This is a genomic window from Aeromonas sp. JL9 (assembly GCF_024436075.1).
Classification (GTDB): Bacteria; Pseudomonadota; Gammaproteobacteria; order Enterobacterales; family Aeromonadaceae; genus Aeromonas; species Aeromonas veronii.
Genome location: NZ_JANFNV010000017.1, coordinates 54,406 through 77,575 on the forward strand (window position 1 = coordinate 54,406; position 23,170 = coordinate 77,575).

General features: G+C 59.8%; 22 protein-coding genes. 11 read left to right on the plus strand and 11 right to left on the minus strand.

All coding sequences use genetic code 11. From position 1 onward, the window contains the following. Positions 1–282: 282 nt before the first annotated feature. Entirely contained in the window at positions 283–735 is a 453-nt protein-coding gene (locus NOM06_RS13385) for an Rrf2 family transcriptional regulator (protein WP_005339654.1), read from the plus strand. A 71-nt stretch (positions 736–806) separates the two neighbouring features. Here NOM06_RS13385 and NOM06_RS13390 read toward each other — a convergent pair whose 3' ends face one another. Next, a complete protein-coding gene (locus NOM06_RS13390) occupies positions 807–1,328 on the minus strand; it encodes a ferredoxin-type protein NapF (RefSeq protein WP_005339657.1) in 522 nt (173 codons plus the stop codon). 140 nt (positions 1,329–1,468) lie between these two features. On the opposite strand from NOM06_RS13390, the gene NOM06_RS13395 reads away from it, so the two are divergent. Both NOM06_RS13395 and rmuC read left to right on the plus strand, forming a co-directional pair. Next, positions 1,469–1,684: a hypothetical protein gene (locus NOM06_RS13395; RefSeq protein ID WP_021231493.1), complete on the plus strand. Its 216-nt coding sequence runs from the start codon at positions 1,469–1,471 to the stop codon at positions 1,682–1,684. Beyond that, positions 1,681–3,021, plus strand: coding sequence for a DNA recombination protein RmuC (gene rmuC, locus NOM06_RS13400; RefSeq protein WP_236353801.1), 1,341 nt, complete (start codon positions 1,681–1,683; stop codon positions 3,019–3,021). The genes NOM06_RS13395 and rmuC overlap by 4 nt, the downstream gene beginning before the upstream one ends. A 140-nt stretch (positions 3,022–3,161) precedes the next feature. On the opposite strand, the gene add is transcribed toward rmuC, so the two are convergent. The 5 genes from add to glnA form a co-directional block, all read right to left on the minus strand. After that, positions 3,162–4,163: an adenosine deaminase gene (gene add / locus NOM06_RS13405; protein ID WP_033135416.1), complete on the minus strand. Its 1,002-nt coding sequence runs from the start codon at positions 4,161–4,163 to the stop codon at positions 3,162–3,164. Positions 4,164–4,304: 141 nt separating this feature from the next. Continuing rightward, the gene (gene glnG, locus NOM06_RS13410) at positions 4,305–5,723 is read right to left on the minus strand and encodes a nitrogen regulation protein NR(I) (protein ID WP_151285730.1); all 1,419 of its coding nucleotides are present in this window, start codon (positions 5,721–5,723) and stop codon (positions 4,305–4,307) included. 9 nt (positions 5,724–5,732) lie between these two features. Further along, positions 5,733–6,788, minus strand: a complete 1,056-nt coding sequence (glnL, locus tag NOM06_RS13415; RefSeq protein ID WP_227095644.1) for a nitrogen regulation protein NR(II) — start codon at positions 6,786–6,788, stop codon at positions 5,733–5,735. An 80-nt stretch (positions 6,789–6,868) separates the two neighbouring features. Next, positions 6,869–7,453, minus strand: a complete 585-nt coding sequence (locus NOM06_RS13420; protein WP_255911944.1) for a DUF4124 domain-containing protein — start codon at positions 7,451–7,453, stop codon at positions 6,869–6,871. Positions 7,454–7,568: 115 nt separating this feature from the next. Continuing rightward, the gene (glnA, locus tag NOM06_RS13425) at positions 7,569–8,978 is read right to left on the minus strand and encodes a glutamate--ammonia ligase (protein ID WP_005339672.1); all 1,410 of its coding nucleotides are present in this window, start codon (positions 8,976–8,978) and stop codon (positions 7,569–7,571) included. A 351-nt stretch (positions 8,979–9,329) separates the two neighbouring features. On the opposite strand from glnA, the gene typA reads away from it, so the two are divergent. Then, entirely contained in the window at positions 9,330–11,141 is a 1,812-nt protein-coding gene (gene typA, locus NOM06_RS13430) for a translational GTPase TypA (RefSeq protein ID WP_255911946.1), read from the plus strand. Between the two features lie 492 nt (positions 11,142–11,633). Here the strand turns inward: typA and NOM06_RS13435 are convergent, their stop codons facing one another. The 5 genes from NOM06_RS13435 to def all read right to left on the minus strand — a co-directional run bounded on the left by NOM06_RS13435 (position 11,634) and on the right by def (position 17,451). After that, complete coding sequence (locus NOM06_RS13435; RefSeq protein WP_255911948.1) at positions 11,634–13,076, minus strand: TrkH family potassium uptake protein; 1,443 nt, start codon at positions 13,074–13,076, stop codon at positions 11,634–11,636. Between the two features lie 96 nt (positions 13,077–13,172). Then, entirely contained in the window at positions 13,173–14,549 is a 1,377-nt protein-coding gene (gene trkA / locus NOM06_RS13440) for a Trk system potassium transporter TrkA (protein ID WP_005339689.1), read from the minus strand. A gap of 79 nt (positions 14,550–14,628) precedes the next feature. Continuing rightward, positions 14,629–15,921, minus strand: a complete 1,293-nt coding sequence (rsmB, locus tag NOM06_RS13445) for a 16S rRNA (cytosine(967)-C(5))-methyltransferase RsmB (RefSeq protein WP_255911950.1) — start codon at positions 15,919–15,921, stop codon at positions 14,629–14,631. Between the two features lie 60 nt (positions 15,922–15,981). Continuing rightward, positions 15,982–16,926: a methionyl-tRNA formyltransferase gene (gene fmt / locus NOM06_RS13450; RefSeq protein ID WP_005357507.1), complete on the minus strand. Its 945-nt coding sequence runs from the start codon at positions 16,924–16,926 to the stop codon at positions 15,982–15,984. Positions 16,927–16,938: 12 nt separating this feature from the next. Continuing rightward, the gene (def, locus tag NOM06_RS13455) at positions 16,939–17,451 is read right to left on the minus strand and encodes a peptide deformylase (protein ID WP_005357510.1); all 513 of its coding nucleotides are present in this window, start codon (positions 17,449–17,451) and stop codon (positions 16,939–16,941) included. A gap of 108 nt (positions 17,452–17,559) precedes the next feature. On the opposite strand from def, the gene NOM06_RS13460 reads away from it, so the two are divergent. The 7 genes from NOM06_RS13460 (at position 17,560) to hemF (ending at position 23,142) form a co-directional block, all read left to right on the plus strand. Next, on the plus strand, positions 17,560–18,651 hold the full coding sequence (locus NOM06_RS13460) for a LysM peptidoglycan-binding domain-containing protein (RefSeq protein ID WP_255911952.1): 1,092 nt from the start codon (positions 17,560–17,562) through the stop codon (positions 18,649–18,651). A gap of 1 nt (position 18,652) precedes the next feature. Then, complete coding sequence (gene dprA / locus NOM06_RS13465; RefSeq protein WP_255911954.1) at positions 18,653–19,768, plus strand: DNA-processing protein DprA; 1,116 nt, start codon at positions 18,653–18,655, stop codon at positions 19,766–19,768. Then, positions 19,761–20,234 (plus strand): DUF494 family protein, encoded by a 474-nt coding sequence (locus tag NOM06_RS13470; RefSeq protein WP_005339699.1) that lies wholly within the window; start codon positions 19,761–19,763, stop codon positions 20,232–20,234. The genes dprA and NOM06_RS13470 overlap by 8 nt, the downstream gene beginning before the upstream one ends. Before the next feature lie 55 nt (positions 20,235–20,289). Continuing rightward, a complete protein-coding gene (locus tag NOM06_RS13475; RefSeq protein ID WP_040070087.1) occupies positions 20,290–20,847 on the plus strand; it encodes a type I DNA topoisomerase in 558 nt (185 codons plus the stop codon). 74 nt (positions 20,848–20,921) lie between these two features. Then, on the plus strand, positions 20,922–21,425 hold the full coding sequence (purE, locus tag NOM06_RS13480) for a 5-(carboxyamino)imidazole ribonucleotide mutase (RefSeq protein WP_005339704.1): 504 nt from the start codon (positions 20,922–20,924) through the stop codon (positions 21,423–21,425). A gap of 135 nt (positions 21,426–21,560) precedes the next feature. Beyond that, positions 21,561–22,121: an L-threonylcarbamoyladenylate synthase gene (locus NOM06_RS13485; RefSeq protein WP_150995567.1), complete on the plus strand. Its 561-nt coding sequence runs from the start codon at positions 21,561–21,563 to the stop codon at positions 22,119–22,121. Positions 22,122–22,233: 112 nt separating this feature from the next. Beyond that, positions 22,234–23,142, plus strand: a complete 909-nt coding sequence (gene hemF, locus NOM06_RS13490; RefSeq protein WP_255911956.1) for an oxygen-dependent coproporphyrinogen oxidase — start codon at positions 22,234–22,236, stop codon at positions 23,140–23,142. Positions 23,143–23,170: the final 28 nt, after the last annotated feature.

Consider the following 23,170-nt stretch of genomic DNA (forward strand, 5'->3'; position numbering starts at 1 on the left):
GGCTTGGTGAGGGGGACTATTCGGGAGATTTACCCGCTATAAAGCGGGTAAACGCCGGGCTAACCCGGCAAGTTTGCGATCAATCAAAGAAAGTGTCGATTTATGTGCATCTTCATCGACACCCGGTTGTGCTGCTCTTAACCTGTCACTCCGCAACTCAGATTAAGAGACAGGCCCCCTCTGGTGAACCAATGGCGAACAGAGGCAAATCGGTTGTCTCCTGCCTCTTAGCTCAATGTTGTCGTCCTGATTCCTGGCTTGTAGTAAGAGGCAAGTGCGACCATGCAACTGACACGATTTACCGACTACGCCCTGCGTACCCTGACCTTCCTGGCGGTTCAGCCGGGGGATCGTCTGTCGACCATTACCGAAGTGGCCGATACCTTCGGCATCTCTCGCAACCACGTGGTCAAAATTGTGCACCAGCTTGGCATCAAGGGGTACATCGAGACGGTACGTGGCAAGCACGGTGGTATTCGCCTCGGTCGCTCGGCGGTCTCCATCAATTTGCGGGATGTGGTGATGGACATGGAGCATGTGCTCTGTCCGGTCGACTGCAAGCGCGAAAACTGCCGTCTCTCCGGTGGCTGCCGCATTCAGGGCATTCTGCGCCGCGCCATGAACGCCTTCCTCGAAGTGCTGGGTGAGTACACTCTGGCTGATGCGGTGCGCGATCCCAACCGTCTCTGCCACCTGCTGGGTATCGAGCAAGAGACTATTGTGACCATGGCCTGACAGGGCGCGGATATCGAACAAGATGTGAAAGGGGCCTGATGGCCCCTTTTGCTTTTGTACGCAGGTGGTTTTTAGCGACTGCCTGGCTGGCGGATCAGGGTGATGGCGCCGTGCAGGCAGGCTAGGCCGCAGGCACCGCAGCCATTGCAGGCATCCATATTGACGTTGATGCCGTCGGCGGTGGCCTTGATCGCCTGTTGTGGGCAGGCATCTTCACAGAGCAGGCAGTAGAAGCCCTGCCGTGCCTGACAGCTCTCTTCAATCTGCACCCGGGTCTGCACCTGCCGGCCCAGTTGCAGGTCGAGGGCGCCGGTGGGACAGGCTCTGGCGCAGCTGCCGCAGTAGCTGCACTGGCCGCAGGCGAGATCGAGCACTGGCGTACCGGCGATGGGGCTCCCCTCGTACTCCTCCTGGGTGGCCGGTTTGAGCAGACCGCGCGGGCAGGCCTTGAAACACTCGCCACAGCGGGTGCAGAGGGAGAGGTACTGGGACTCCTCAATGGCCCATGGCGGGCGCGCTTCATGGCAAACCACGGCGGGCTTGCGGGAAGCTTGCCAACCTTGTGTCAGCCAACGGAGGAAATAGTGAGTCATGCTCGCCCCTGATACCTATTAGGGGTTAATTTTATCGAAGTTTCGGGAAGCAGGCCAGAGAATAGCGGCCGTCAGGATCGCAAGCGCAGTTGCCCTTGTGTAAGCTAGGCGGGTCTTTTTACGTGGTTGAATGAAAACATATGTGGCTATTTCTCTGGCGTGCGTCCCTGCTCTATGTCTTTCCCCTGCTGATGTGGGCCTACTGCCGCATCAAGGATATCGAGTTCGCCGAGCTCGATACCGGCGTCAACACCCACAAGTGGGTGGTGCTGGCCGCCTACCTCATCTACGTGGTGATCTGGATCCTGGTTAACCGTTATCTCGAACTCTTCCTGCGTCAGCGGAGCCGCAAATGATTGACCCCGGACTCTGGGGGATCTTGCTGCCTGCCGCCGCACTGGCCCTCGGGCTTGGCTGGCTGATCGGGCGGCGGGCTGCCACGGCGCAAGCTCAGGAGCTGCTGCTGGCGCAGGAGCGTTATCAGGCGCTCCAGGATCGCTTCGACGAGTTGCAGGATGAGCGGATGCAGGGCCAGCAGAAGCTGGATCAGCAGCAGACCCTGCTGATCAAGCTCACCGCCCGCCTCAAGGATGCGGAAGCGACCCTGCGCAGCGAGCGGCTGGCTGCCGCCGAGAAGCTGCAACTGCAACAGGAGGCGGAGCAGCGCCTCAGCCAGCAGTTCGAGAACCTCGCCAACCGGATCTTCGAGCAAAACTCCGGCAACTTCCGCGAATTGAACCAGAACAGCCTCGATCTGCTGCTCACCCCGCTCAAAGAGCAGCTCGAGGGCTTTCGCCGTCAGGTGGGGGAGACTCACGCCCAAGAGACGGCTCAGCGCCACAGCCTCAAGTTCGAGCTGGAGCGCCTCGCCGAGCTCAATGCCCGCATGACCGAGGAGGCGGCGGCGCTGACCCGCGCCCTCAAGGGTGACAGCAAGCAGCAGGGCAATTGGGGGGAAGTGGTGCTGGCACGGATCCTCAGCGAGTGCGGCTTGCGCGAAGGTCACGAGTACCACACCCAGGTCAATATCGAAGTGGAGAAGGGCAAGCGCTACCAGCCCGACGTGATTGTCCACCTGCCACAAGAGAAAGACATCATCATCGACGCCAAGGTGTCGCTGACCGCCTACGAACGCTGGTACAACGCCGATGACGAGCTGGAGAAGGCGGTGGCGCTCAAGGAGCATGTCGCCTCGGTGCGCAACCATATCCGCGAGCTGGGCCGCAAGGATTACCAGCAGCTGCCCGGTGTGCGTACCCTCGACTATGTGCTGATGTTCGTAGCGGTGGAGCCCGCCTTCCTCACTGCCATGGAAGCCGATCCCTCGCTGGTGCGTTACGGTCTCGACAACAATATCCTGCTGGTGAGCCCCACCAACCTGATGGTGGCGCTGCGCACTATCGAGAACCTGTGGCGCTACGAGCGGCAGAACCAGAATGCCCGCCAGATTGCCGAGCGGGCCGGTCGCCTCTACGAAAAGCTGCGGCTGTTTGTCGAGGAGATGCAGCAGATGGGCGGCAGCCTGCACAAGGCGCAGGAGAGCTACGACAAGGCAATGGGACGGCTGGTCAACGGCCGTGGCAACCTGATTGCGCAGGTCGAGCGTTTCCGCGAGCTGGGGGTGGAGGTGACCAAGAGTCTGCCCGAGCCGCTGGTGGAGCGGGCACTGGAGCGTGATAAGGAGCGGGAGTAGTTTTCCCCGTACAGTCATCAGCAAAAGGTCCAAACCCGTTTGCTATCTGCCAGCTCGCCTCGTGCTTACACATCATCAGAAATCCGCAACACAAACGGCCCACCGAAGTGGGCCGTTTCTATTTGCAGTGCCAGTGTGGATCAGCGGCTGGCGGCGCGGGCGCTCAGTTCGGCTTTCTCGCTATCGCTCAGGAAGGCCAGGGTCAGGCCGTTTTGCTGGGCGGTGCGGATCTCGCTCGTCGTCATGCCAGCGGCCGGTGCGGCCACCTCATATTCGTGGGGCAGGTCGATCCCTTCCACCGCTGGATCGTCGGTGTTGAGGCAAGCCAGCACGCCGGCAGCCAGGAACTGGCGGATCGGGTGTTCGGTCAGGCTCGCCACCGTGGTGGTCTGGACGTTGGAGGTGAGGCAGGATTCGATGCCGATTCGGTGCTCGGCCAGATAGGCCATCAGGGCCGGATCCTGAATCGCTTTGACGCCGTGGCCGATACGTTCGGCACCCAGCTCGCGAATGGCCTGCCACATGCTCTCGGGGCCAGCGGCTTCACCGGCGTGCACGGTGACGCGCATGCCTGCATCGCGCACCTTGCGGAAGTGGTCGACAAAGAGTTCCCCCGGGAAGCCCAGCTCGTCACCGGCCAGATCGATGGCGACCAGCTTGTCGCGGTGGGCCAGACAGGCGGCCAGCTCCTGATTGCACTGCTCGGTGCCGAAGGTGCGGCTCATGATGCCGATCAGGTTGGCCTTGATGCCGAAGTCACGGCTGCCCGCGGCCACGCCGTCGATGATGGCTTCCACCACACCCTGCGGGTGCAGCTTATGGGCCATCGCCATATAGGCCGGGCTGAAGCGCAGCTCTGCATAGTCGATACCGGCGCGCAGCAGGTCTTCCACGTTCTCGTAGGCAACTCGGCGGCAGGCGTCGTAGTCGGCCAGCACGGCAACACCCCAGTCCAGCTTCTTCAGGAAGGCGACCAGACTTGGCTCGTTCTCGACGATCTGTACGTGGGGGCGCAGCGCCTCCAGCTCGAAGGCGGGCAGCTGAATATTGTGTTGGCGACCCAGCTCGAGGATGGTCTGCGGACGGATGTTGCCGTCCAGATGGCGGTGCAGGTCGGTCAGGGGGAGAGATCTGTCAATCATGATGGCGCCTTCTTCGAGTCGGGTTTGAAAGCCTGCCATTCTAGGCGGGGCTTTCAAAAAAGATACCCCGTTTGCTGGCAAACGGGGTCTTATTGGTCGGTGATTTGTCAGGGCGTGATGGGAATCGTTTTTCCCCGGGACTCAGGAGAGATCGAGTTCCTTCAGCTTGCGGGTGAGGGTGTTGCGACCCCAGCCAAGCAGACGTGCCGCCTCCTGCTTGTGGCCGTGGGTATGCTCCAGCGCTGTCTCCAGCATGATCCGCTCGAACTGCGGCATGGCATCGGCCAGGATGTCTGTCTCTCCCAGCGCCAGCTTGCTGGCCACCCACTCCTGCAATTGCTGCTGCCAGCAACCGGGCAACGCCGGTTGGCCCGGTTCGGCACTGTTGGTGATGGGGGTGAGCAGCTCGGCAGGCAGATCGCCCACCAGAACCTCCTGCCCCGAGGCCATCACGGTGAGCCAGCGGCAGACGTTCTCCAGCTGGCGCACGTTGCCCGGCCAGGGCAGGCGGCTGATATAGGCCTGGGTATCGGGGTGCAGGCTCTTGGCCTCCACGTTCAGCTCCTTGGCGGCGCGCAGCAGGAAGTGGCGGGCCAGCTGGGGGATATCCTCACGGCGCTCCTTGAGAGCGGGGATGTGGATGCGGATGACGTTGAGGCGGTGGAACAGATCCTCGCGAAACTCGCCATCGGCGACCCGCTTCTCCAGATTCTGGTGGGTGGCGGCGATGATCCGTACATCCACCTGCACCGGCTGGTGGCCACCGACCCGGTAGAACTGGCCATCGGCCAGCACCCGTAGCAGCCGCGTCTGCACATCCAGCGGCATATCGCCGATCTCGTCGAGAAACAGGGTGCCGCCGTCGGCCTGTTCGAAGCGGCCGTGGCGGATGTTGTTGGCGCCGGTAAAGGCCCCCTTCTCGTGACCGAACAGCTCGGATTCGATGAGATCTTTGGGGATGGCTGCCATGTTGAGGGCGATGAAGTTTTTGTGGGCGCGCGGGCTGTGCTTGTGCAGGGCATGGGCGACCAGCTCCTTGCCGGTGCCGCTCTGGCCGTTGATCAGTACCGAGATGCTGGAGCGTGACAGGCGACCGATGGCGCGAAACACCTCCTGCATCGCTGGCGCCTCACCGATGATCTCCGGGGTGGCGGTGGCCTCTTGCTGACGAGACTTGCGCTTGGTGCGCTGCTCCTTGAGGTGATTCTCGGCGCGGCGGACCAGGGTCACCGCTTCGTCGATGTCGAACGGTTTGGGCAGGTACTCGAAGGCGCCGCGCTGGTAGGCGTTGACCGCGCTGTCGAGATCCGAGTGGGCGGTCATGATGATGATGGGCAGATCGGCCTGACGGCGGTGGATCTGCTCCAGCAGGCTCAGGCCGTCGATGCCCGGCATCCGGATATCGGAGAGGATCACATCGGGCGAGCGCAGCTCAAGGGCGTGCAGCAGGGCTTCGCCATCGGCAAAGCTCTCGCAGTTGAAGCCTTCGCTGCCGAGAGTGCGCTCCAGCACCCAGCGGATAGAACTGTCGTCATCGACGATCCACACTTTGGCGGTCATGGGGTTCCCTTACTTGCGAAGCGGTAGAAAAATGGTGAATTCGGTGTGACCCGGCCAGCTGATGCAGTCAATTCGCCCCTTGTGCTGGTCGATCAGGTTCTGGGCGATGGAGAGGCCGAGCCCGGTTCCTCCCTCCTTGCCGGTGATCATCGGGTAGAACAGGGTGTCGCGAATGGCGTCCGGAATACCGGGGCCGTTGTCGATGATCTTGATCTCCGCCGCCAGCCGGTAACGCTGGCCGTGGATGGTGATCTGGAACGCGGTGCGGGTCTTGATACGGATAAGCCCGGTCTGCTCCCCCAGTGCTTCGGCGGCGTTGCGCACTATGTTGAGAAACGCCTGCTGCAGCTGATCCGGCTCCATCTCGAATTCGGGGATGCTGGGATCGTAATCCCGTTCGATGCGAACAGAGGGAGGGAGTTCGAGCTCCACCAGTCGGCGTACCTGCTCCAGCACCGAATGGACATTGTGCATCTGGTGACGGCCGGGGCGCTGGGGGCCGAGCAGCCGATCGACCAGTACCCGCAGCCGATCGGCCTGTTCGATGATGATGCCGGTATATTCGCGCAGCGCCGGATCCGGCAGCTCTTTTTGCAACAGCTGGGCTGCGCCGCGCAGGCCGCCGAGGGGATTCTTGATTTCGTGGGCCAGCCCGCGCACCAGCTCCTTGGCCGCCAGCTGCTGGGCATGTTGCTGCTGCTCCTGGCTGATCTTCTTCTGCTGGTCGATCTTGCGCAGCTCCACCACCAGCAGACGCTGTTCGTGGTCGGCCATCGGGGTGGCGCTCAGCTCCACCAGTCGCGGTTCTCCCTCTACCACCAGAGTCACTTCGCTATCGGTAAAGCCTTGCCCTGACGCGAGGCACTGCTTGAGCCGCTGCAAATCGAGGGAGATATGTTCCAGCAGATGGGGCAGTTCGATGCCGATCAGCCTGCGTTCACTGAGGGAGAGCAGCTGTTCAGCCGCCGGGTTGACGAATTGGATGCAGAGCCGCTCATCCATCAGGATCACGGCGGTCAGCAAATTATCCAAGAGTGTTTTGGCGTTGTCCGAGCGGGTTGGCACAGGTTTCTCCCTAAAACGGTGCTACACACCTGTTATGCACCGATATGGTGCATAGAGTTTACCCGCATCGGTGCGCTATATCACCCCTGGTCAGCTTTGGGGGTGGGTTTGGGAGCCGGCGTCACGCTCGCTCTATGCAGGTAAAAGGTGACTGAACTGGATTTAGCAAGGATCGTACCGTCTTTGGCGAGCAGCTCGAGCTGAGCCTCGTGGGCGCCGCGATCGACGTTTTCGACGCGGACAGAGAGGCTGTTGCTGACGATGGGGGCGGCTTTGCCATCCAGGGTCAGGCGCACATCATACTGGGTCGGAGGTTTGGGGCTGATGGTGCCCTGAAAGACGATGTTGCCTGTGTTGTCGCGCAGGGTGCTGCCCTGTTCCGGGGAGAGCAGTTCGATGGTCAGCTTGGCCGCCTCTTTCTCTTTCTTGGCATCGGCGCCGGTCAGGCTGTTGAAGTTATCCACCTGCACCGATCTGGGCGCGCTGCTGCCCAGCAGCGGGGCGACCCGCAGATCGACCTCTTTGGCGTTTTTGCCGGGTGGTGGCGCATCCGAGTAGTGGGTGATGCCATTGCCATCGACCCAGGAGTAGACCTTGGCCGCATCCGTACCGAACGAGGTCAGCAACAGGAGGCCGAGCACCCCTATGCCATGCTTGTTGTTCATCCATCTCTCCTTGACGGTATTTTGCTTAATCCTATCAGAGAAAAAACCCGCCAGATGGCGGGTTTTGTCACGATTAAGCAAGCTGACCAGATTTAAACGGCCAGTCTGCTGAGACTTAGACGGAGTAGTACAGTTCGAACTCCAGCGGGTGCGGGGTCATGCGCACACGGTCAACATCCTGCTGTTTCAGTTCCAGATAGGAGTTGATGAAGTCATCGCTGAACACGCCGCCACGGGTCAGGAACTCGCGGTCAGCATCCAGAGCGGCCAGGGCTTCGTCCAGAGAACCGGCAACGGTCGGCACTTCTGCGGCTTCTTCCGGCGGCAGGTCGTACAAGTTCTTGTCCATGGCATCGCCCGGATGGATCTTGTTGATGATACCGTCCAGACCGGCCATCAGCTGGGCTGCGAAGGCCAGGTACGGGTTGGCAGCCGGATCCGGGAAGCGCACTTCGATACGACGGGCTTTCGGGCTCGGTACCACCGGGATACGGATGGAGGCAGAGCGGTTGCGGGCAGAGTAGGCCAGCATGACCGGTGCTTCATAACCCGGAACCAGACGCTTGTAGGAGTTGGTGGTCGGGTTGGCGAAGGCGTTGATGGCCTTGGCGTGCTTGATGATACCGCCGATGTAGTGCAGAGCCATCTCGGACAGACCGCCATACAGGTCGCCAGCGAACAGGTTGACGCCGTTCTTGGCCAGAGACTGGTGGCAGTGCATGCCGGAGCCGTTGTCACCGAACATGGGTTTCGGCATGAAGGTGACGGTCTTGTTGTAGGCGTGAGCCACGTTGTGGATCACGTACTTCAGTACCTGTACTTCGTCAGCTTTCAGCGTAAGAGTGTTGAAGCGGGTAGCGATCTCGTTCTGACCGGCAGTGGCCACTTCGTGGTGGTGAGCTTCAACGACCTGGCCCATCTCTTCCAGCACCAGACACATGGCGGCGCGGATATCCTGGGAAGAGTCGACCGGTGCAACCGGGAAGTAACCGCCTTTCACGAACGGACGGTGACCCTTGTTGCCATGCTCATAGGCAGTGCCGGAGTTCCATGCGGCTTCTTCAGATTCGATTTTCACGAAGCTGTGGCCCATGGTGTTGGAGAAAGTAATGTTGTCGAACATGAAGAATTCCGGCTCCGGCCCGAACAGCACGGTGTCAGCAATGCCGCTGGACTTCAGGAAATCTTCTGCACGTTTGGCGATGGAGCGCGGATCGCGGTCATAGCCCTGCATGGTGGCAGGCTCCAGCACGTCACAAACGATGTTCAGGGTGGTCTCTTCGGTGAACGGGTCCAGCTTGGCGGAGGCTGCGTCCGGCATCAGTACCATGTCGGATTCGTTGATGCCCTTCCAGCCGCCGATGGAGGAACCATCGAACATCTTGCCGTCTTCGAAGAAATCTTCATCAACCTGGTGAGCAGGGATGGATACATGCTGCTCTTTACCCTTGGTGTCGGTAAAGCGCAGATCAACAAACTTGACTTCGTGTTCCTGGATCAGGGCCAAAACGTTCTGGGCTGACATGCTAAGTAACCTCCGGTGTTAAAACTCTCTGGGTGAATGCGTCGTCGTATTCACATAAGCCAGTATCGTGCCAAGTTTGTGACAGCTTGATTTCAGGGCAATCTCGCTGAAGAGGCTCCCCAAAACCAGGCGATCTCGACTCGCGTTGCATCAATTTAGTGCGATGGTGGATCGTTTTGGTGCACTGTAATGGTGCGCGAAATACGGTCACCGCCCATCTAAGCAGGGTTTGTCAGAGAGGTCTATGATCCAGATCTGTTGTTATGCGCGAATGTACTGCAATTCTGCTAGGCAGATCACAAAGGCAAGAGTACAATTAGCGCCCAATTTTACCCGGTGATTGAGGCGAGAATGTTAGAGAATTTACGCAATATTGCGATTATTGCGCACGTTGACCACGGCAAAACGACTCTGGTTGATAAGCTGCTGCAGCAGTCCGGCACCCTGGACCGCTCCACGGAAGGCCAGGAACGGATCATGGACTCCAATGATCTGGAACGGGAACGTGGCATCACCATTCTCGCCAAGAACACTGCGATCCGCTGGAATGACTACCGCATCAACATCGTTGATACCCCGGGTCACGCCGACTTCGGTGGTGAAGTAGAGCGCGTACTGTCCATGGTTGACTCCGTGCTGCTGCTGGTTGACGCCGTAGACGGCCCGATGCCGCAAACCCGTTTCGTGACCCAGAAAGCGTTCGCTCAGGGTCTGAAGCCGATCGTGGTCATCAACAAGGTTGACCGTCCGGGTGCTCGTCCTGACTGGGTAATGGATCAGGTATTTGACCTGTTCGACAACCTGGGCGCGACTGACGAACAGTTGGACTTCAAAGTGGTTTACGCCTCTGCACTGAACGGTTGGGCCACCATGGATCAGGACGTCGAGTCCGAGAACATGGAGCCGCTGTTCCAGGCCATCGTCGACAACGTGGAAGCCCCGAAAGCTGACACCGAAGGCGCGTTCCAGATGCAGATCTCCCAGCTGGACTACAACTCCTATGTGGGCGTTATCGGTATCGGCCGTATCACCCGTGGTCGTGTCAAGACCAACCAGCAGGTCACCATCGTTGGTGCCGACGGCAAGACCCGTAACGGTAAAGTCGGTCAGGTGCTGGGTTACCTGGGTCTGTCCCGTACTGAAGTTACCGACGCGCAAGCGGGTGACATCATCGCTATCACCGGTCTGGGCGAGCTGAAAATCTCCGACACCATCTGTGACAATGGTGCCGTTGAAGCCCTGCCGCCGCTCTCCGTTGACGAGCCGACCGTGAACATGACCTTCCAGGTCAACACCTCACCGTTCGCCGGTAAAGAGGGCAAGTTCGTGACCTCCCGTAACATTCTGGAGCGTCTGAACCAGGAGCTGGTCCACAACGTGGCTCTGCGTGTGGAAGAGACTGATGATCCGGACAAGTTCCGTGTATCCGGTCGTGGTGAGCTGCACCTCTCCATCCTGATCGAAAATATGCGTCGCGAAGGTTACGAACTGGCTGTGTCCCGTCCGGAAGTAATCCTGCGTACCGTTGATGGCGTTCTGCAAGAACCGTTCGAAACTGTAACTGTGGACGTTGAAGAAGCGCACCAGGGTTCCGTGATGGAGCAACTGGGTCTGCGTAAAGGCGAAATGACCAACATGACCCCGGATGGCAAGGGTCGTGTCCGTCTGGACTTCATGATCCCGAGCCGTGGCCTGATCGGTTTCCAGACCGAATTCATGACCATGACCTCAGGTACCGGTCTGCTGTACCACACCTTCGACCACTACGGTCCGCACAAGGGTGGTAGCATCGGCGAGCGTCAGAATGGCGTGCTGATCTCCAACGCTACCGGTAAAGCACTGACTTACGCCCTGTTCGGTCTGCAAGACCGTGGTCGTCTGTTCATCGGTCACGCGACCGAAGTGTACGAAGGCCAAGTGATCGGTATTCACTCCCGTTCCAACGACCTGACTGTTAACTGCCTGAAAGGCAAACAGCTGACTAACATGCGTGCCTCCGGTACCGACGAAGCTCAGGTTCTGACTCCGCCGATCCGCATGACTCTGGAACAGGCTCTCGAGTTCATCGACAACGATGAGCTGGTAGAAGTGACTCCGAAGAGCATCCGTATCCGTAAGAAGCTGTTGACCGAGCTGGATCGCAAGCGCTCTGGCCGTGGTTAATCCCATGTGCTGAGTCCCGGTAGCCCTCGCGGCTGCTGACGATTCGCTGATAGAAAGGCCCAAACCTCCGGTTTGGGCCTTTTTTTATCTGCGTTGAGCTGGGCTGATCGGTTGCACCTTGCTTTGCGGATAAACGCTGCTGCCGAGCGTGACAGGCTATCAATGGGCATTCGTTTTGGAGTTGTATCTGGCTCGCCATGGCTGGGGCAGTGGGCGTGTTCTGAAAGCAGGGCTCTGCAGATCGGAAGATGGCTTTACCGAGCCTGCTGGCAGGGGCGGGGCCTTATGAGTGAGTCAAATCATTCGATATAAATTTAATTTATGGATTTTGCCTTAATGGCCCAACTTTATCTTATGCGAACGAATTCGGCTGCCTGAAGCACTCTGCGGCTCATGCCAAGCCATTACAGGGCTGTGCCCGATCTGGGGGCATAAAAGACGACGCCCTCCACCGGTTGCTATCAACCGGTGGAGGGCGTCGCTGCTTGCGCGTTACTGGCGCCAGAACGAGGGGAAGAAGAGTACGGCGACCGTCAGGATCTCCAGTCGGCCGAGCAGCATGCCGAACGACAGCAGCCACTTGGCCGAGTCGGGCAGACTGGCGAAGTTGGTGCTGGGGCCCACCACCGGCCCCATCCCGGGCCCCACGTTGGCAACCGCGGTGATGGAGCTGGAGATGGAGGTGAGGGGGTCGAGCCCGATGGCGGCCAGCAGCGCCGCGATTACCAGAATGATGGCGAAGTAGGCCAGCACGAAGGAGATCATCGAGCGGATGATGGCGTCGTTGACCGTCCTGCCGTTGTACTTCTGGGGAAATACGCCGGAGGGATGCATCAGCTGGCGCATCTGCTTCTTGAACAGGGCAAACGCCACCTGTACCCGGAAGATCTTGAGGCCGCCCGCAGTCGAACCCGAGCAGGCGCCAAGCGCCAGCAGCACGATGAAGGTGATGCTGGCGAGCGGCCCCCAGGTGCCGAAGTCACCGAGGCCGAAGCCCGTGGTGGTGAGCACCGAGACGATGTTGAAGCAGCTGATGCGCAGGGCATCCCAGAAGCCGAACAGGTCTCTCTCCCACAGGTAGAAGGTCATGATGACGGTGACCCAGACCACCAGCCAGAAGAAGCCGCGCACCTGGGCATCCTTGAACAGGCTGTTATCCCTGTGGTTGAGGCTCTGCACATAGAGCAGGAAGGGCAGGCCACCGAGGAACATGAACAGGGTGCCAATCCAGTGTGCCGAGTTGGAGAAGTGGGACATGGATTGATCGGAGGTGGAGTAGCCGCCGGTACTGAGAGTGGTCATGGCGTGGTTGATCGCCTCGAACATGTTCATGCCGCTGGCCCAGTAGGCCATAAAGCAGAGCATGGAGAGCACCAGATAGACCACGACGATGTTGTTGGCGACCGTCTTGGCACGCGGGGCGCTTTTATCCGACCAGTCCGAGCTCTCGGTCTGGAACAGCTTCATGCCGCCGACGTTGAGGTAGGGCAGCACGGCTACCGCCATCACGATAAAGCCGACCCCGCCCAACCACTGCAGGATGGAACGCCACAACAGGATACTGTGGGCCATGTTGTCGAGGCCGGAGAGCACGGTGGAGCCCGTGGTGGTTACCCCCGACATGGTCTCGAAGTAGGCGTCGGTGAAGTTGATGTGGGTGATGAAGACAAAGGGCAGGGCGCCGAAGGCGCAGGCCACCACCCAGACCGAGGTGGTGAGCAGGAACATCTCCCGCACCCCCAGATGAAACTCCGCCTTGCGACCATAGTGGAGGCAGAGCAGGGCGGCGCCGTGGGTGATGAGCACGGACTTGAGAAACTCGACAAATCCCTCTGACCCGGTGAGCAGTGCTAGCAAGGTGGGCAGCCACATGAAGAGCGCCAGCTTGGAGAGCACCAGCCCGAGGGTGAAGATAATGGGACGCAGCTTGATCATGTTCGATAACCTGGTCGTTGATTAACAAAAGACCCGGACCATCCCCTTGGGGGAGCTGAGCCGGGTCTGGTTTGACAGCCTGTGCGCATGAAGACGTTACAGGAAGAAGGGGCTTGGCTGGAACAGCCGCTCCACTTCCGGGATGTACTTCTTGTCCACCAGGAACATGACCACGTGGTCATCCTGCTGGATCTTGGTGCGATCGTGGGCGATCAGCACCTCATCTCCGCGTACTACGGCACCTATGGTGGTGCCCGGCGGCAGCTTGAGCTCGCCCACCGTCTTGCCGACCACCTTGGAGGTGTTCTCGTCACCGTGGGCAATCGCCTCGATCGCCTCGGCCGCGCCGCGGCGCAGGCTGTAGACGTTGGCGATATCGGCCCGGCGCACGTGGGTCAACAGCGCCGAGATGGTGGCCTGCTGGGGCGAGATAGCGATATCGATGGAGCCACCCTGCACCAGATCGACGTAGGCGCCGCGCTGGATCAGCACCATGGTCTTCTTGGCGCCCATCTTCTTGGCGAGCAGCGCCGACATGATGTTGGCCTCATCCTCGTTGGTCACGGCGATGAAGACGTCGATCTGGTCGATGTGCTCCTCGGCCAGCAGCTCCTGATCCGCCGCATCGCCACAGAAGACGATGGTGTTCTCCAGCAGTTCGGAGAGCTGCTCCGCCCGCTTCTGGTTGCGCTCGATGAGCTTGACGCTGTAGCGCTTCTCCAGCTGGCGGGCGAGACCCGCGCCGATGTTGCCGCCACCGACGATCATGATGCGGCGGTAGGGGCTCTCTAGGCGCTGCAGCTCAGACATCACGGCACGGATATGGCCCGCGGCGGCGACGAAGAAGACCTCGTCATCCGCTTCGATGATGGTGGTACCTTGCGGACGGATCGGGCGGCCCTGACGGAAGATGGCCGCTACCCGAGTTTCGATGTTGGGCATGTGCTCGCGCAGGGTCGAGAGGGCATTACCCACCAGCGGGCCACCGTAGTAGGCCTTGACCGCCACCAGACCGACGCGGCCACCTGCAAAATCAACCACTTGCAGGGCGCCCGGGTATTCGATCAGGCGACGCACATAGTCGGTCACCAGCTGCTCCGGCGCGATCAGGTGATCAACCGGTACCGATTCCGGCAGGAACAGGCGATCCCGTTCGGTCAGATAAGCTGGCGAGCGGATCCGTGCCACCTTGTTCGGGGTGTTGAACAGGGAGTAGGCCACCTGACAGGCGATCATGTTGGTCTCGTCACTGTTGGTGACGGCGACCAGCATGTCGGCATCCTGAGCACCCGCTTCGCGCAGCACCTTGGGGTGGGCGCCGTGACCGTTGACCACCCGCAGGTCAAACTTGTCCTGCAGTTCGCGCAGGCGCTCACTGTCGGTATCGACGATGGTGATGTCGTTGTTCTCTCCGGCCAGGTTCTCGGCCAGAGTGCCGCCGACCTGGCCGGCTCCCAAAATGATGATTTTCATAGGGAACGTCTACTCGCGTTGAGGCAGTAAAGGGGCATTTCGCCTGCATGGCGATTGCCCCGGAAGAAGCATGTCAGCGTCACAGCTTGACCAGCTTGGCGTAGTAGAAGCCATCCATCTCGGCTTCACCCGGCAGGAACTGGCGACCCGGGCAGTCCGGGGTGTCCTGTTCGTGCAACGGTACCAATTTGGCATCTTTGGTCGCGGCAAGGAAGGCGCGGATCTGTTCGCAGTTCTCTTCCGGCAGGACGGAGCAGGTGGCGTAGAGCAGGGTGCCGCCGCTTTTCAGCTTGCCCCAGAGGGCGTTCAGAATACGGCGCTGCAGCTCGGCCAGCTCGCGGATGTCCTGATCACGGCGCAACCACTTGATGTCTGGGTGGCGGCGGATGACGCCGGTGGCGGAGCAGGGAGCATCCAGCAGGATGCGGTCAAACTGACCCTCCGGCCACCACTGTTCCGGTGCCGTGGCATCGCCGTGGATCACTTTGGCGGTCAGGCCGATGCGATCCAGGTTCTCCTGCACCCGTTTGAGGCGGTTCTCGTCGGCATCAACGGCGACCACGCCAGCCAGCTTGGGCTGACGCTCCAGCAGGTGGGCGGTCTTGCCGCCGGGGGCGGCGCAGGCATCCAGCACCCACTCACCCGGTTGCGGGTCGAGCAGGGCGGCAGCCTGTTGTGCTGCACCATCCTGTACCGAGCAGTCACCGACCTCGAAGCCGGGCAGCTTGGTCACATCGCAAGGACGCTCCAGCAGGATGCAATCCTCGCCCTCTTCACCGGCCACGGCATTGATGCCGACTTCAGCCATGCGAGCCAGCATGGCATCGCGGCTCTGGCGCTGGCTGTTGTTGCGGATCCACATGGGGGGGCGCTGGTTGTTCGCCTCCATGATGAATTCCCACTCATCGTGATAGGCCTGACGCAGACGCTTGGTGAGCCACTCCGGATGACCGAGGCGAATGCTGGGAACGCGGTCGATGCGCAGCAGAATGACTTCGGCGCTGCGCTGGAAGTTGCGCAGCACGCCGTTGATGAGGCCACGCAGGGAGGTGCCCTTGAGCAGTTTGACGGCGTTGACGGTCTCGGCCACCGCGGCGTGAGCCGGAATGCGAGTGTAGATGAGCTGATAGAGACCGACCAGGATGAGGTAGTGGAAAATGCGGCTCTTGTTCTTGAGCGGCTTGTCCATCATCTCGTTGACTGCCGCATCGAGGCGGGGCAGCCAGCGCAGGGTGCCGTAGCAGAGTTCTTGCAGGAGAGCGCGGTCGCGAGGTGCAACCTTCTCCTGGGCAGCAGGCAGAACAGCGGAGAGGGATTGACCCTGATCCAGCACCTGTTGAATAACGAGAGCGGCCTGTGCACGTGTTTTCATAGAGTTACCTTAGATGCGCAAGTCGGGGCCTGGGCCCCGCTTGTGTCAATTCAATCCAGTTCAATTCAATTGCGTGCCGGGTTCAAACCAGTCGCGGCGAGAGTTGAGCAGATCCGAAACGGACATCGCCTTCTTGCCGGGCGGTTGCAGGGTCAGCAGGCGCAGTACCCCTTTGCCGGTAGCGATATCGATCCCCTGCTTGTCGGCCTTGAGCAGGGTGCCGGCGGGTTGGCCGTGGTCGCTGTCAATGACGGCGGCTTGCCATACCTTGACGGTCTGGTCAGCCACTTCAAACCAGCTGATGGGCCAGGGGTTGAACGAGCGGATGCAGCGTTCGATGGCAACAGCCTCCATCGACCAGTCGATACGGGCCTCTTCCTTGGAGAGCTTTTCGGCGTAGTTGGCCAGCGCATCATCTTGCGCCTCGGCAGCGGTTTCACCGGCGGCCATGGCATTGATGGTGTCGACCAGTGCCTGCGGGCCCAGCTCGGCCAGCTTGTCATAGAGGCTGGCAGAGGTCTCGTCGGCGGCGATGGGGCAGCTTACCTTGCGGATCATGGCGCCGGTATCCAGTCCCACATCCATCTGCATGATGGTGACGCCGGTTTCGGCATCGCCCGCCCAGATAGAGCGCTGGATCGGTGCGGCACCGCGCCAGCGGGGCAGCAGGGAGCCATGGACGTTGATGCAGCCCAGCCGCGGGGTATCGAGTACCACCTTGGGCAGGATCAGGCCATAGGCAACCACCACCATCAGGTCGGCGCCAAGTGCGGCCAGTTCGGCTTGCGCCTCTTCCTTGCGCAGAGAGGCAGGTTGGTAAACCGGCAGGTTGTGGGCCAGTGCCAGCTCTTTGACCGGGCTGGCGGTGAGCTTCTGGCCACGGCCAGCGGGCTTGTCAGGCTGGGTATAAACGGCAACGACCTCGTGGTCGGAAGACAACAACGCCGCCAGGTGACGGGCGGCGAAGTCGGGAGTACCGGCAAAAATCAGTTTCAGCTTATTCAATGGGGCAGATCCTCAGAGGACTTTGCGATCTTCACGGGCCATCTTTTCCAGCTTCTGGCGAATGCGCTGGCGCTTGAGCGGGGACAAGTAATCCACAAACAGCTTGCCGACCAGATGATCCATCTCATGCTGGATGCAAATGGCGAGCAGATCGTCGGCTTCCAGCTCGAATGGCTTGCCGTTGCGATCCAGGGCGCGGATTTTGATCTGTTCAGCGCGAGGCACCAGAGCACGGCTGCCGGGCACGGAGAGGCAACCCTCTTCGATACCGGTGCTGCCGCACTGCTCGATGACCTCCGGATTGATCAATACCAGAGGATCTTCACGGTTTTCAGAGACATCGATCACTATGATGCGCTGGTGAATGTCGACCTGAGTCGCGGCCAGGCCAATGCCTTCCTCCGCGTACATGGTTTCGAACATATCATCTACAATCTGTTGTAACTCGGGTGTAAAGGTCTCGACAGGGGCTGCAACGGTGCGCAGGCGCTCATCGGGAAAACGCAATACATCTAGAATGGCCATAGTTTTTTCTTTAGTTTCGTATAAATGCAGTCAATATTGGCGTAATTCTAGTCATTTACGCCGACAAAAAACAGCAACACTTTGCGTACAGAAGTAACAGGGAGTGTTATGTATCTGAAGCAAACCATCCTCGCCTGCCTGCTGGTGACCGTGAGTCAGGCAGCAGTGGCCGATCAGCTGAGGCTGAAAGCGGGTTACCCCGAAAGCTATGTAGTGCAAAAAGGCGACACCCTGTGGGACATCTCCGGCAAGTATCTTTCCGAACCCTGGCTCTGGCCTCGTCTCTGGAATATCAATCCGCAGATTGCCAATCCTCACTGGATCTACCCCGGTGATGTACTGCATCTGAGCTGGGTCAATGGTGAACCCCGGCTCGGCAAGGCGATGCAGGGTGGCAAGCAAGTCATCCGCCTCGGCCCGAAAACCCGTTACGAGAACAAAGCTAACCCCATTCCGACCCTGCCTATCAGCGAGATCGGCCCCTTCCTGCAAACCGACCATATTCTGGCTGACAGCCAGCAGCAGAAAACCTTGCCCTATCTGCTGGGGTCGGATCAGAAGCATATCGGCATGCTGGAAGGGGACACCCTCTATGTGCAGGGCTCCCTGACGCCGGGGCAGGTTTATGGCATTTATCACCCCGGAGTGGTCTACAAGGATCGCGAAACCGGTGAACTGCTGGGCCAGGAGGCGATCTTTGCCGGTGTGGTGCGGGCCGTTGCGCGTCTTGATGGCAATCGGACCGAGGTGACTCTGACTCATAACCAGCGCGAAGTGCTGCAGGGCGACAAGGTGATGCCGCTGCCGGCTCAGGAGAATATGCCCGCCGTCTTCACACCGAAAGCGGCACCTGCCATCACGCCGGGTTATATCATCGATTTGCCGAACAAGACCCGGGGAGGTGGCAAGTTTGATGTGGTGCTGATCAACCGGGGTGGCCGCGATCAACTGGTTGCCGGGGATGTACTGGATGTCAGACGGCCCGGTGCTGCTCTGGTCACCAAGAATGGCGATGTACAGTACAAGGAGCTCTCGTCGGTTTTTAACCGGGTGTTTTACAGCAGCAACAAGAAGGCACCACTGCCCTCTGAAGCGATTGCCCGTGTCATGTTGTTCAAGGTGTATGACAAGCTGAGTTACGGTCTCATCATGCAGAGTAACGACATGGTGAGTGCGGGCTATCAGGTCACTCACTTCTGACGTGAACTACCCCGACGCGCGTCTGGCGCTCTGGCTAACTCTCGATGCGGTCACCGGTATTGGTCCGGTGACCGCTGCACGTCTGTTGGAACGGGCCGGGGGAACTATTGATGCCCTGTTCCAGAGCGATGAAGCGCAGCTGCATGCTATGGGGTTGTCGTCAGAGCAGATCAAACAACTGCGCTGGCCCTCGCCGGTGGTTGAGCAGAGCCTGGTTTGGGCCGCTTTGCCTGACAATCACCTTATTCCGCAAGATCACCCGATTTATCCACCCTTGTTGCGGGAAATTCCCGCGGCACCCCTGCTGCTCTACTGTCGTGGCGATCTTGCTGCGCTGTCGCTACCCCAGCTGGCAATGGTGGGGACACGCCATCCTACCTATGCAGGCAAAGATAATGCCTCCCGCCTCTGTAGCGAGCTGGTTGGATGCGGGTTAGCCATCACCTCGGGCCTTGCGCTCGGTATCGATGGTGTCTGCCATCAGCAAGCGCTGGCTTGTGGCGGTATCACCCTTGCCGTGTTGGGTTCCGGGCTGGATTGCCTCTACCCCAAACGCCACCAGGGGCTGGCAGGCCAGATTCTGGAGAGTGGTGGTTTGCTTATCTCCGAGCTGGCGCCGGATAAAGGACCGCTGGCTGAACATTTTCCTCGTCGCAACCGTATTATCAGTGGTCTGTCGCTGGGAACTCTGGTGGTGGAGGCGACCGAGCAGAGCGGTTCGCTGATCACCGCCCGCTATGCGCTTGAACAGGGGCGCGAAGTGTTTGCAGTGCCCGGCGCCCCGCAAAACGCCCAGGCGATAGGGTGTAACAGATTAATTCAGCAGGGGGCCAAACTTGTGCTGAGTGCGGCCGATATAGTGGAAGAGCTGCCAGAGTGGATCGCACGGCCACATCCGTCGGTCACACCATCTGAGCAACCGCATAATAGCGAATTGCCTTATGCCGATTTGTTGGATAACGTAGATTATGAGACCACGAGCGTGGATACCGTTGCCGAGCGGGCCCAGCTTCCTGTCGAAGTGGTATTGGGCAGGTTGGTAGAGCTGGAGCTAGTCGGTGCAGTGATGGCGGTAGCCGGTGGATACGTCAGAGCGAGGAGGGCGAATCATGTTTGATGTATTGATGTACCTTTTCGAGACCTACATCCACAGCGATGCAGATGTGATGGTCGAGCAGGATGAGCTCACCGACGAGTTGAGCCGGGCCGGTTTCGATAAAGAAGAGATCGACAAGGCGCTCGACTGGCTGGAGCGACTGGCCAATCTGCACGATAGCGAGCGGGAGGTCTATGTCACCGCCAGTGCGCAAGGCTCGATGCGTATCTATGCTCCGCAAGAGCTGGCACGCCTCAGCACCGAGTGCCGCGGCTTCCTGCTCTTTCTGGAACAGGCCCAGGTGCTGAATGCCGAAACCCGCGAGATCTGTATCGAGCGCCTGCTCGAGCTGGACAAGCCGGACATCGAGCTGGATGACCTCAAGTGGGTCGTCATGATGGTGCTGTTCAACGTACCGGGCAGTGAAAATGCCTACCAGCAGATGGAAGAGCTGGTGTTTGATGAGTCAGACGGCGTCATTCACTGACAGTCCGGTGCCGCGCTGGTAGAATTCAGGCCATCTGGATTTCAAGGCGCGGCCCATGTCAAAAATCGATCATCACCTCTTTTCAGCCCACGAACATGCCTTCGAGCGCGAGCCGTGCCCGCAGTGTGGGGCCGAGCTGGTGATCCGCCAGGGCAAACATGGCCCATTTCTAGGCTGTTCTGCCTATCCTGCCTGTGATTACATACGCTCCCTGACGCCATCCGGCCGCGACATCGAAAAGGTGCTCGAAGGCTCTGCCTGTCCCGATTGCGGACAGCTGCTGGCGATCAAGAAGGGGCGTTACGGCTTGTTTGTCGGCTGCACCCAGTATCCGGCCTGTCAGCACATCGAATCCCTGCAGGAGAGCGATGATACCCAGATCCTCTGCCCCGAGTGCGGCAAGGGTCATCTGGTGAGCCGCACCTCCCGCTACGGCAAGCAGTTTTACTCCTGTGATGGCTATCCCCATTGCAAATATGTGGTGAACGACAAGCCGATCCCCATGCCTTGTCCCGCGTGTGGCTGGGGCATCATGGTGGAAAAAAAAGTGAGGGGAACTCTGCGTTGGGTCTGTCCGCAAAAGAAATGCGGCCACCAAAGTGAGCAGGTATAATCCCGCCGCCGCAACCGGATTGAAACGTTTTCGGTGAACTTCAACCCCCCACTTGGAGTAAGGAAATTCCCACCATGAATAAACCCTTTGTTGCCGTATTGATGGGCTCTGATTCTGATTTCCCCGTGATGCAGACTACCCTCGAGGTGCTCAAGTCATTTGATATCGCAGTGGAAGTCAAAGTCACCTCCGCGCACCGCACGCCGGCTGCGACTCATCAGTATGTGACCGATGCCGAGGCCCGTGGCTGCAAGGTCTTTATCTGTGCTGCCGGTCTGGCGGCGCATCTGGCGGGTGCCGTAGCCGGCATCACGACTCGTCCCGTGATCGGGGTGCCCATCGATGGTGGCCCGCTCAAGGGGCTGGATGCGTTGCTCTCCACCGTGCAGATGCCGGGTGGTGTACCGGTGGCGACCGTGGCGATCGGCAAAGCCGGTGCCAAGAACGCAGGTTATCTGGCAGCCCAGATGCTGGCAGTAGCCGATGATGAACTGGCGGCCAAGGTTCGGGCCGAACGCCAGAAGAATGCCGAAGAGGTGATGGCCAAGGATGCCGCCCTGCAGGCTCAACTCAAGTAAGTGAGCGGTTGGCGCTCCGGATGTGTCGTATTTTTCCTGTGCAACAGCAAAACGTCACTTTGCCATGGTCGCCGCCATACGGATTCAACTTGCTACTAAGTGACGAGGCGGCAGCCAGGCTGCCGCATTTTTCCTATGCCAAATGAATTTGAACAGGCGGTTGCTGCCCTCCAGCAGGAAGGGGTGATCGCTTATGCGACCGAGGCCGTGTTTGGTCTGGGATGTGATCCCGACTCCGAAGTTGCGGTGCAGCGACTGCTGGCCATCAAGCAGCGTCCGGTAGAGAAGGGGTTGATCCTGATTGCTGCCGATTTGGCGCAATTGCAGGACTACATCGATCTGAGCCAACTTAGCGGTGAGCAACTGGCTCTGGTTGAAGCCAGCTGGCCCGGTCCTTTTACCTGGATCATGCCTGCCCGTGCAACGACGCCGGCCTGGCTTACCGGGCAGTTTGAGACCCTGGCGGTGCGCGTGACGGCCCATCCTCAGGTACAGGCGTTGTGCCGTGCCTTTGGTAAGCCGCTGGTCTCTACCAGTGCCAACCTGACCGGTGAGGAGCCTGCCCGTCGGGTGGCCGATATTGGTGAGCGGCTGGCAAGCAAGTTAGCCTATATCCTGCCCGGGGAAGTGGGTGGTCAAGCCAACCCATCAGAGATCAAGGACGCCCGAACCGGCGCCATTATTCGCCCCTCCTGAGCAGGCGGATACGTCATGATTTGCTATCAATCCGCTGAGCGGTGAGCTCATCGGATTGATTTAACTATAAAAATGGACAGGGCGTTCACGATCCTGCCTGACTGGAGACAAGATGAGCAAACCGGATGTGGCCCAGGTCAAGGCCTTCCTGTTGCAGTTGCAGGACGAGATCTGCCGTGGTCTGGAACTGGCCGACGGTGCCGGACACTTTGTGGAAGATGCCTGGAGTCGTGAAGGCGGTGGCGGCGGTCGTACCCGCGTGCTGCGCCATGGCGCGGTGATCGAGCAGGGAGGGGTCAACTTCTCCCATGTCTATGGCGATGCCATGCCTGCCTCTGCGACGGCCCATCGCCCCGAGTTGGCCGGTCGCAAGTTCGAGGCTATGGGTGTGTCGCTGGTGATCCATCCGCACAACCCCTATGTGCCGACCAGCCACGCCAATGTCCGTTTCTTCATCGCCGAGAAGGAAGGCGAAGAGCCGATCTGGTGGTTTGGCGGTGGCTTCGATTTGACGCCATTCTATCCATTCGCCGAGGATGTCCAGCACTGGCATCAGGTCTCCCGTGATCTCTGCCAGCCCTTTGGTGATGAGATCTACCCCGAGTTCAAATCCTGGTGCGATCGCTACTTCTTCCTCAAGCACCGCAATGAGACGCGAGGGGTGGGCGGTCTCTTCTTCGACGATCTGAATCGCTGGCCTTTTGCCGACTGCTTCGCCTTTATGCAGGCGGTAGGTCGGGGTTATCTCGATGCCTACCTGCCGATCATCGCGCGACGCAAGGTACTGCCCTATGGCGAGCGGGAGCGGGAGTTCCAGCTCTATCGTCGTGGTCGCTATGTGGAGTTCAATCTGGTGTATGACCGGGGCACCCTGTTCGGGTTGCAGACCGGCGGACGTACCGAGTCGATCCTGATGTCGATGCCACCGCTGGCACGTTGGGAGTATGACTGGCAGCCGGAGGCGGGCACTCCAGAAGCCTTGCTCTACACCGATTACCTCACGCCGCGAGAGTGGCTGTGACCCGAGGGACTATGATGGTCCCTTTTTA

Coding starts and splice junctions, on each gene's coding strand:
- NOM06_RS13385 (WP_005339654.1), top strand. CDS start 283: ATGCAACTGACACGATTTACCGACTACGCCCTGCGTACCCTGACCTTC.
- NOM06_RS13390 (WP_005339657.1), bottom strand. CDS start 1,328: ATGACTCACTATTTCCTCCGTTGGCTGACACAAGGTTGGCAAGCTTCC.
- NOM06_RS13395 (WP_021231493.1), top strand. CDS start 1,469: ATGTGGCTATTTCTCTGGCGTGCGTCCCTGCTCTATGTCTTTCCCCTG.
- rmuC (WP_236353801.1), top strand. CDS start 1,681: ATGATTGACCCCGGACTCTGGGGGATCTTGCTGCCTGCCGCCGCACTG.
- add (WP_033135416.1), bottom strand. CDS start 4,163: ATGATTGACAGATCTCTCCCCCTGACCGACCTGCACCGCCATCTGGAC.
- glnG (WP_151285730.1), bottom strand. CDS start 5,723: ATGACCGCCAAAGTGTGGATCGTCGATGACGACAGTTCTATCCGCTGG.
- NOM06_RS13420 (WP_255911944.1), bottom strand. CDS start 7,453: ATGAACAACAAGCATGGCATAGGGGTGCTCGGCCTCCTGTTGCTGACC.
- glnA (WP_005339672.1), bottom strand. CDS start 8,978: ATGTCAGCCCAGAACGTTTTGGCCCTGATCCAGGAACACGAAGTCAAG.
- typA (WP_255911946.1), top strand. CDS start 9,330: ATGTTAGAGAATTTACGCAATATTGCGATTATTGCGCACGTTGACCAC.
- NOM06_RS13435 (WP_255911948.1), bottom strand. CDS start 13,076: ATGATCAAGCTGCGTCCCATTATCTTCACCCTCGGGCTGGTGCTCTCC.
- trkA (WP_005339689.1), bottom strand. CDS start 14,549: ATGAAAATCATCATTTTGGGAGCCGGCCAGGTCGGCGGCACTCTGGCC.
- rsmB (WP_255911950.1), bottom strand. CDS start 15,921: ATGAAAACACGTGCACAGGCCGCTCTCGTTATTCAACAGGTGCTGGAT.
- def (WP_005357510.1), bottom strand. CDS start 17,451: ATGGCCATTCTAGATGTATTGCGTTTTCCCGATGAGCGCCTGCGCACC.
- NOM06_RS13460 (WP_255911952.1), top strand. CDS start 17,560: ATGTATCTGAAGCAAACCATCCTCGCCTGCCTGCTGGTGACCGTGAGT.
- NOM06_RS13470 (WP_005339699.1), top strand. CDS start 19,761: ATGTTTGATGTATTGATGTACCTTTTCGAGACCTACATCCACAGCGAT.
- NOM06_RS13475 (WP_040070087.1), top strand. CDS start 20,290: ATGTCAAAAATCGATCATCACCTCTTTTCAGCCCACGAACATGCCTTC.
- purE (WP_005339704.1), top strand. CDS start 20,922: ATGAATAAACCCTTTGTTGCCGTATTGATGGGCTCTGATTCTGATTTC.
- NOM06_RS13485 (WP_150995567.1), top strand. CDS start 21,561: ATGCCAAATGAATTTGAACAGGCGGTTGCTGCCCTCCAGCAGGAAGGG.
- hemF (WP_255911956.1), top strand. CDS start 22,234: ATGAGCAAACCGGATGTGGCCCAGGTCAAGGCCTTCCTGTTGCAGTTG.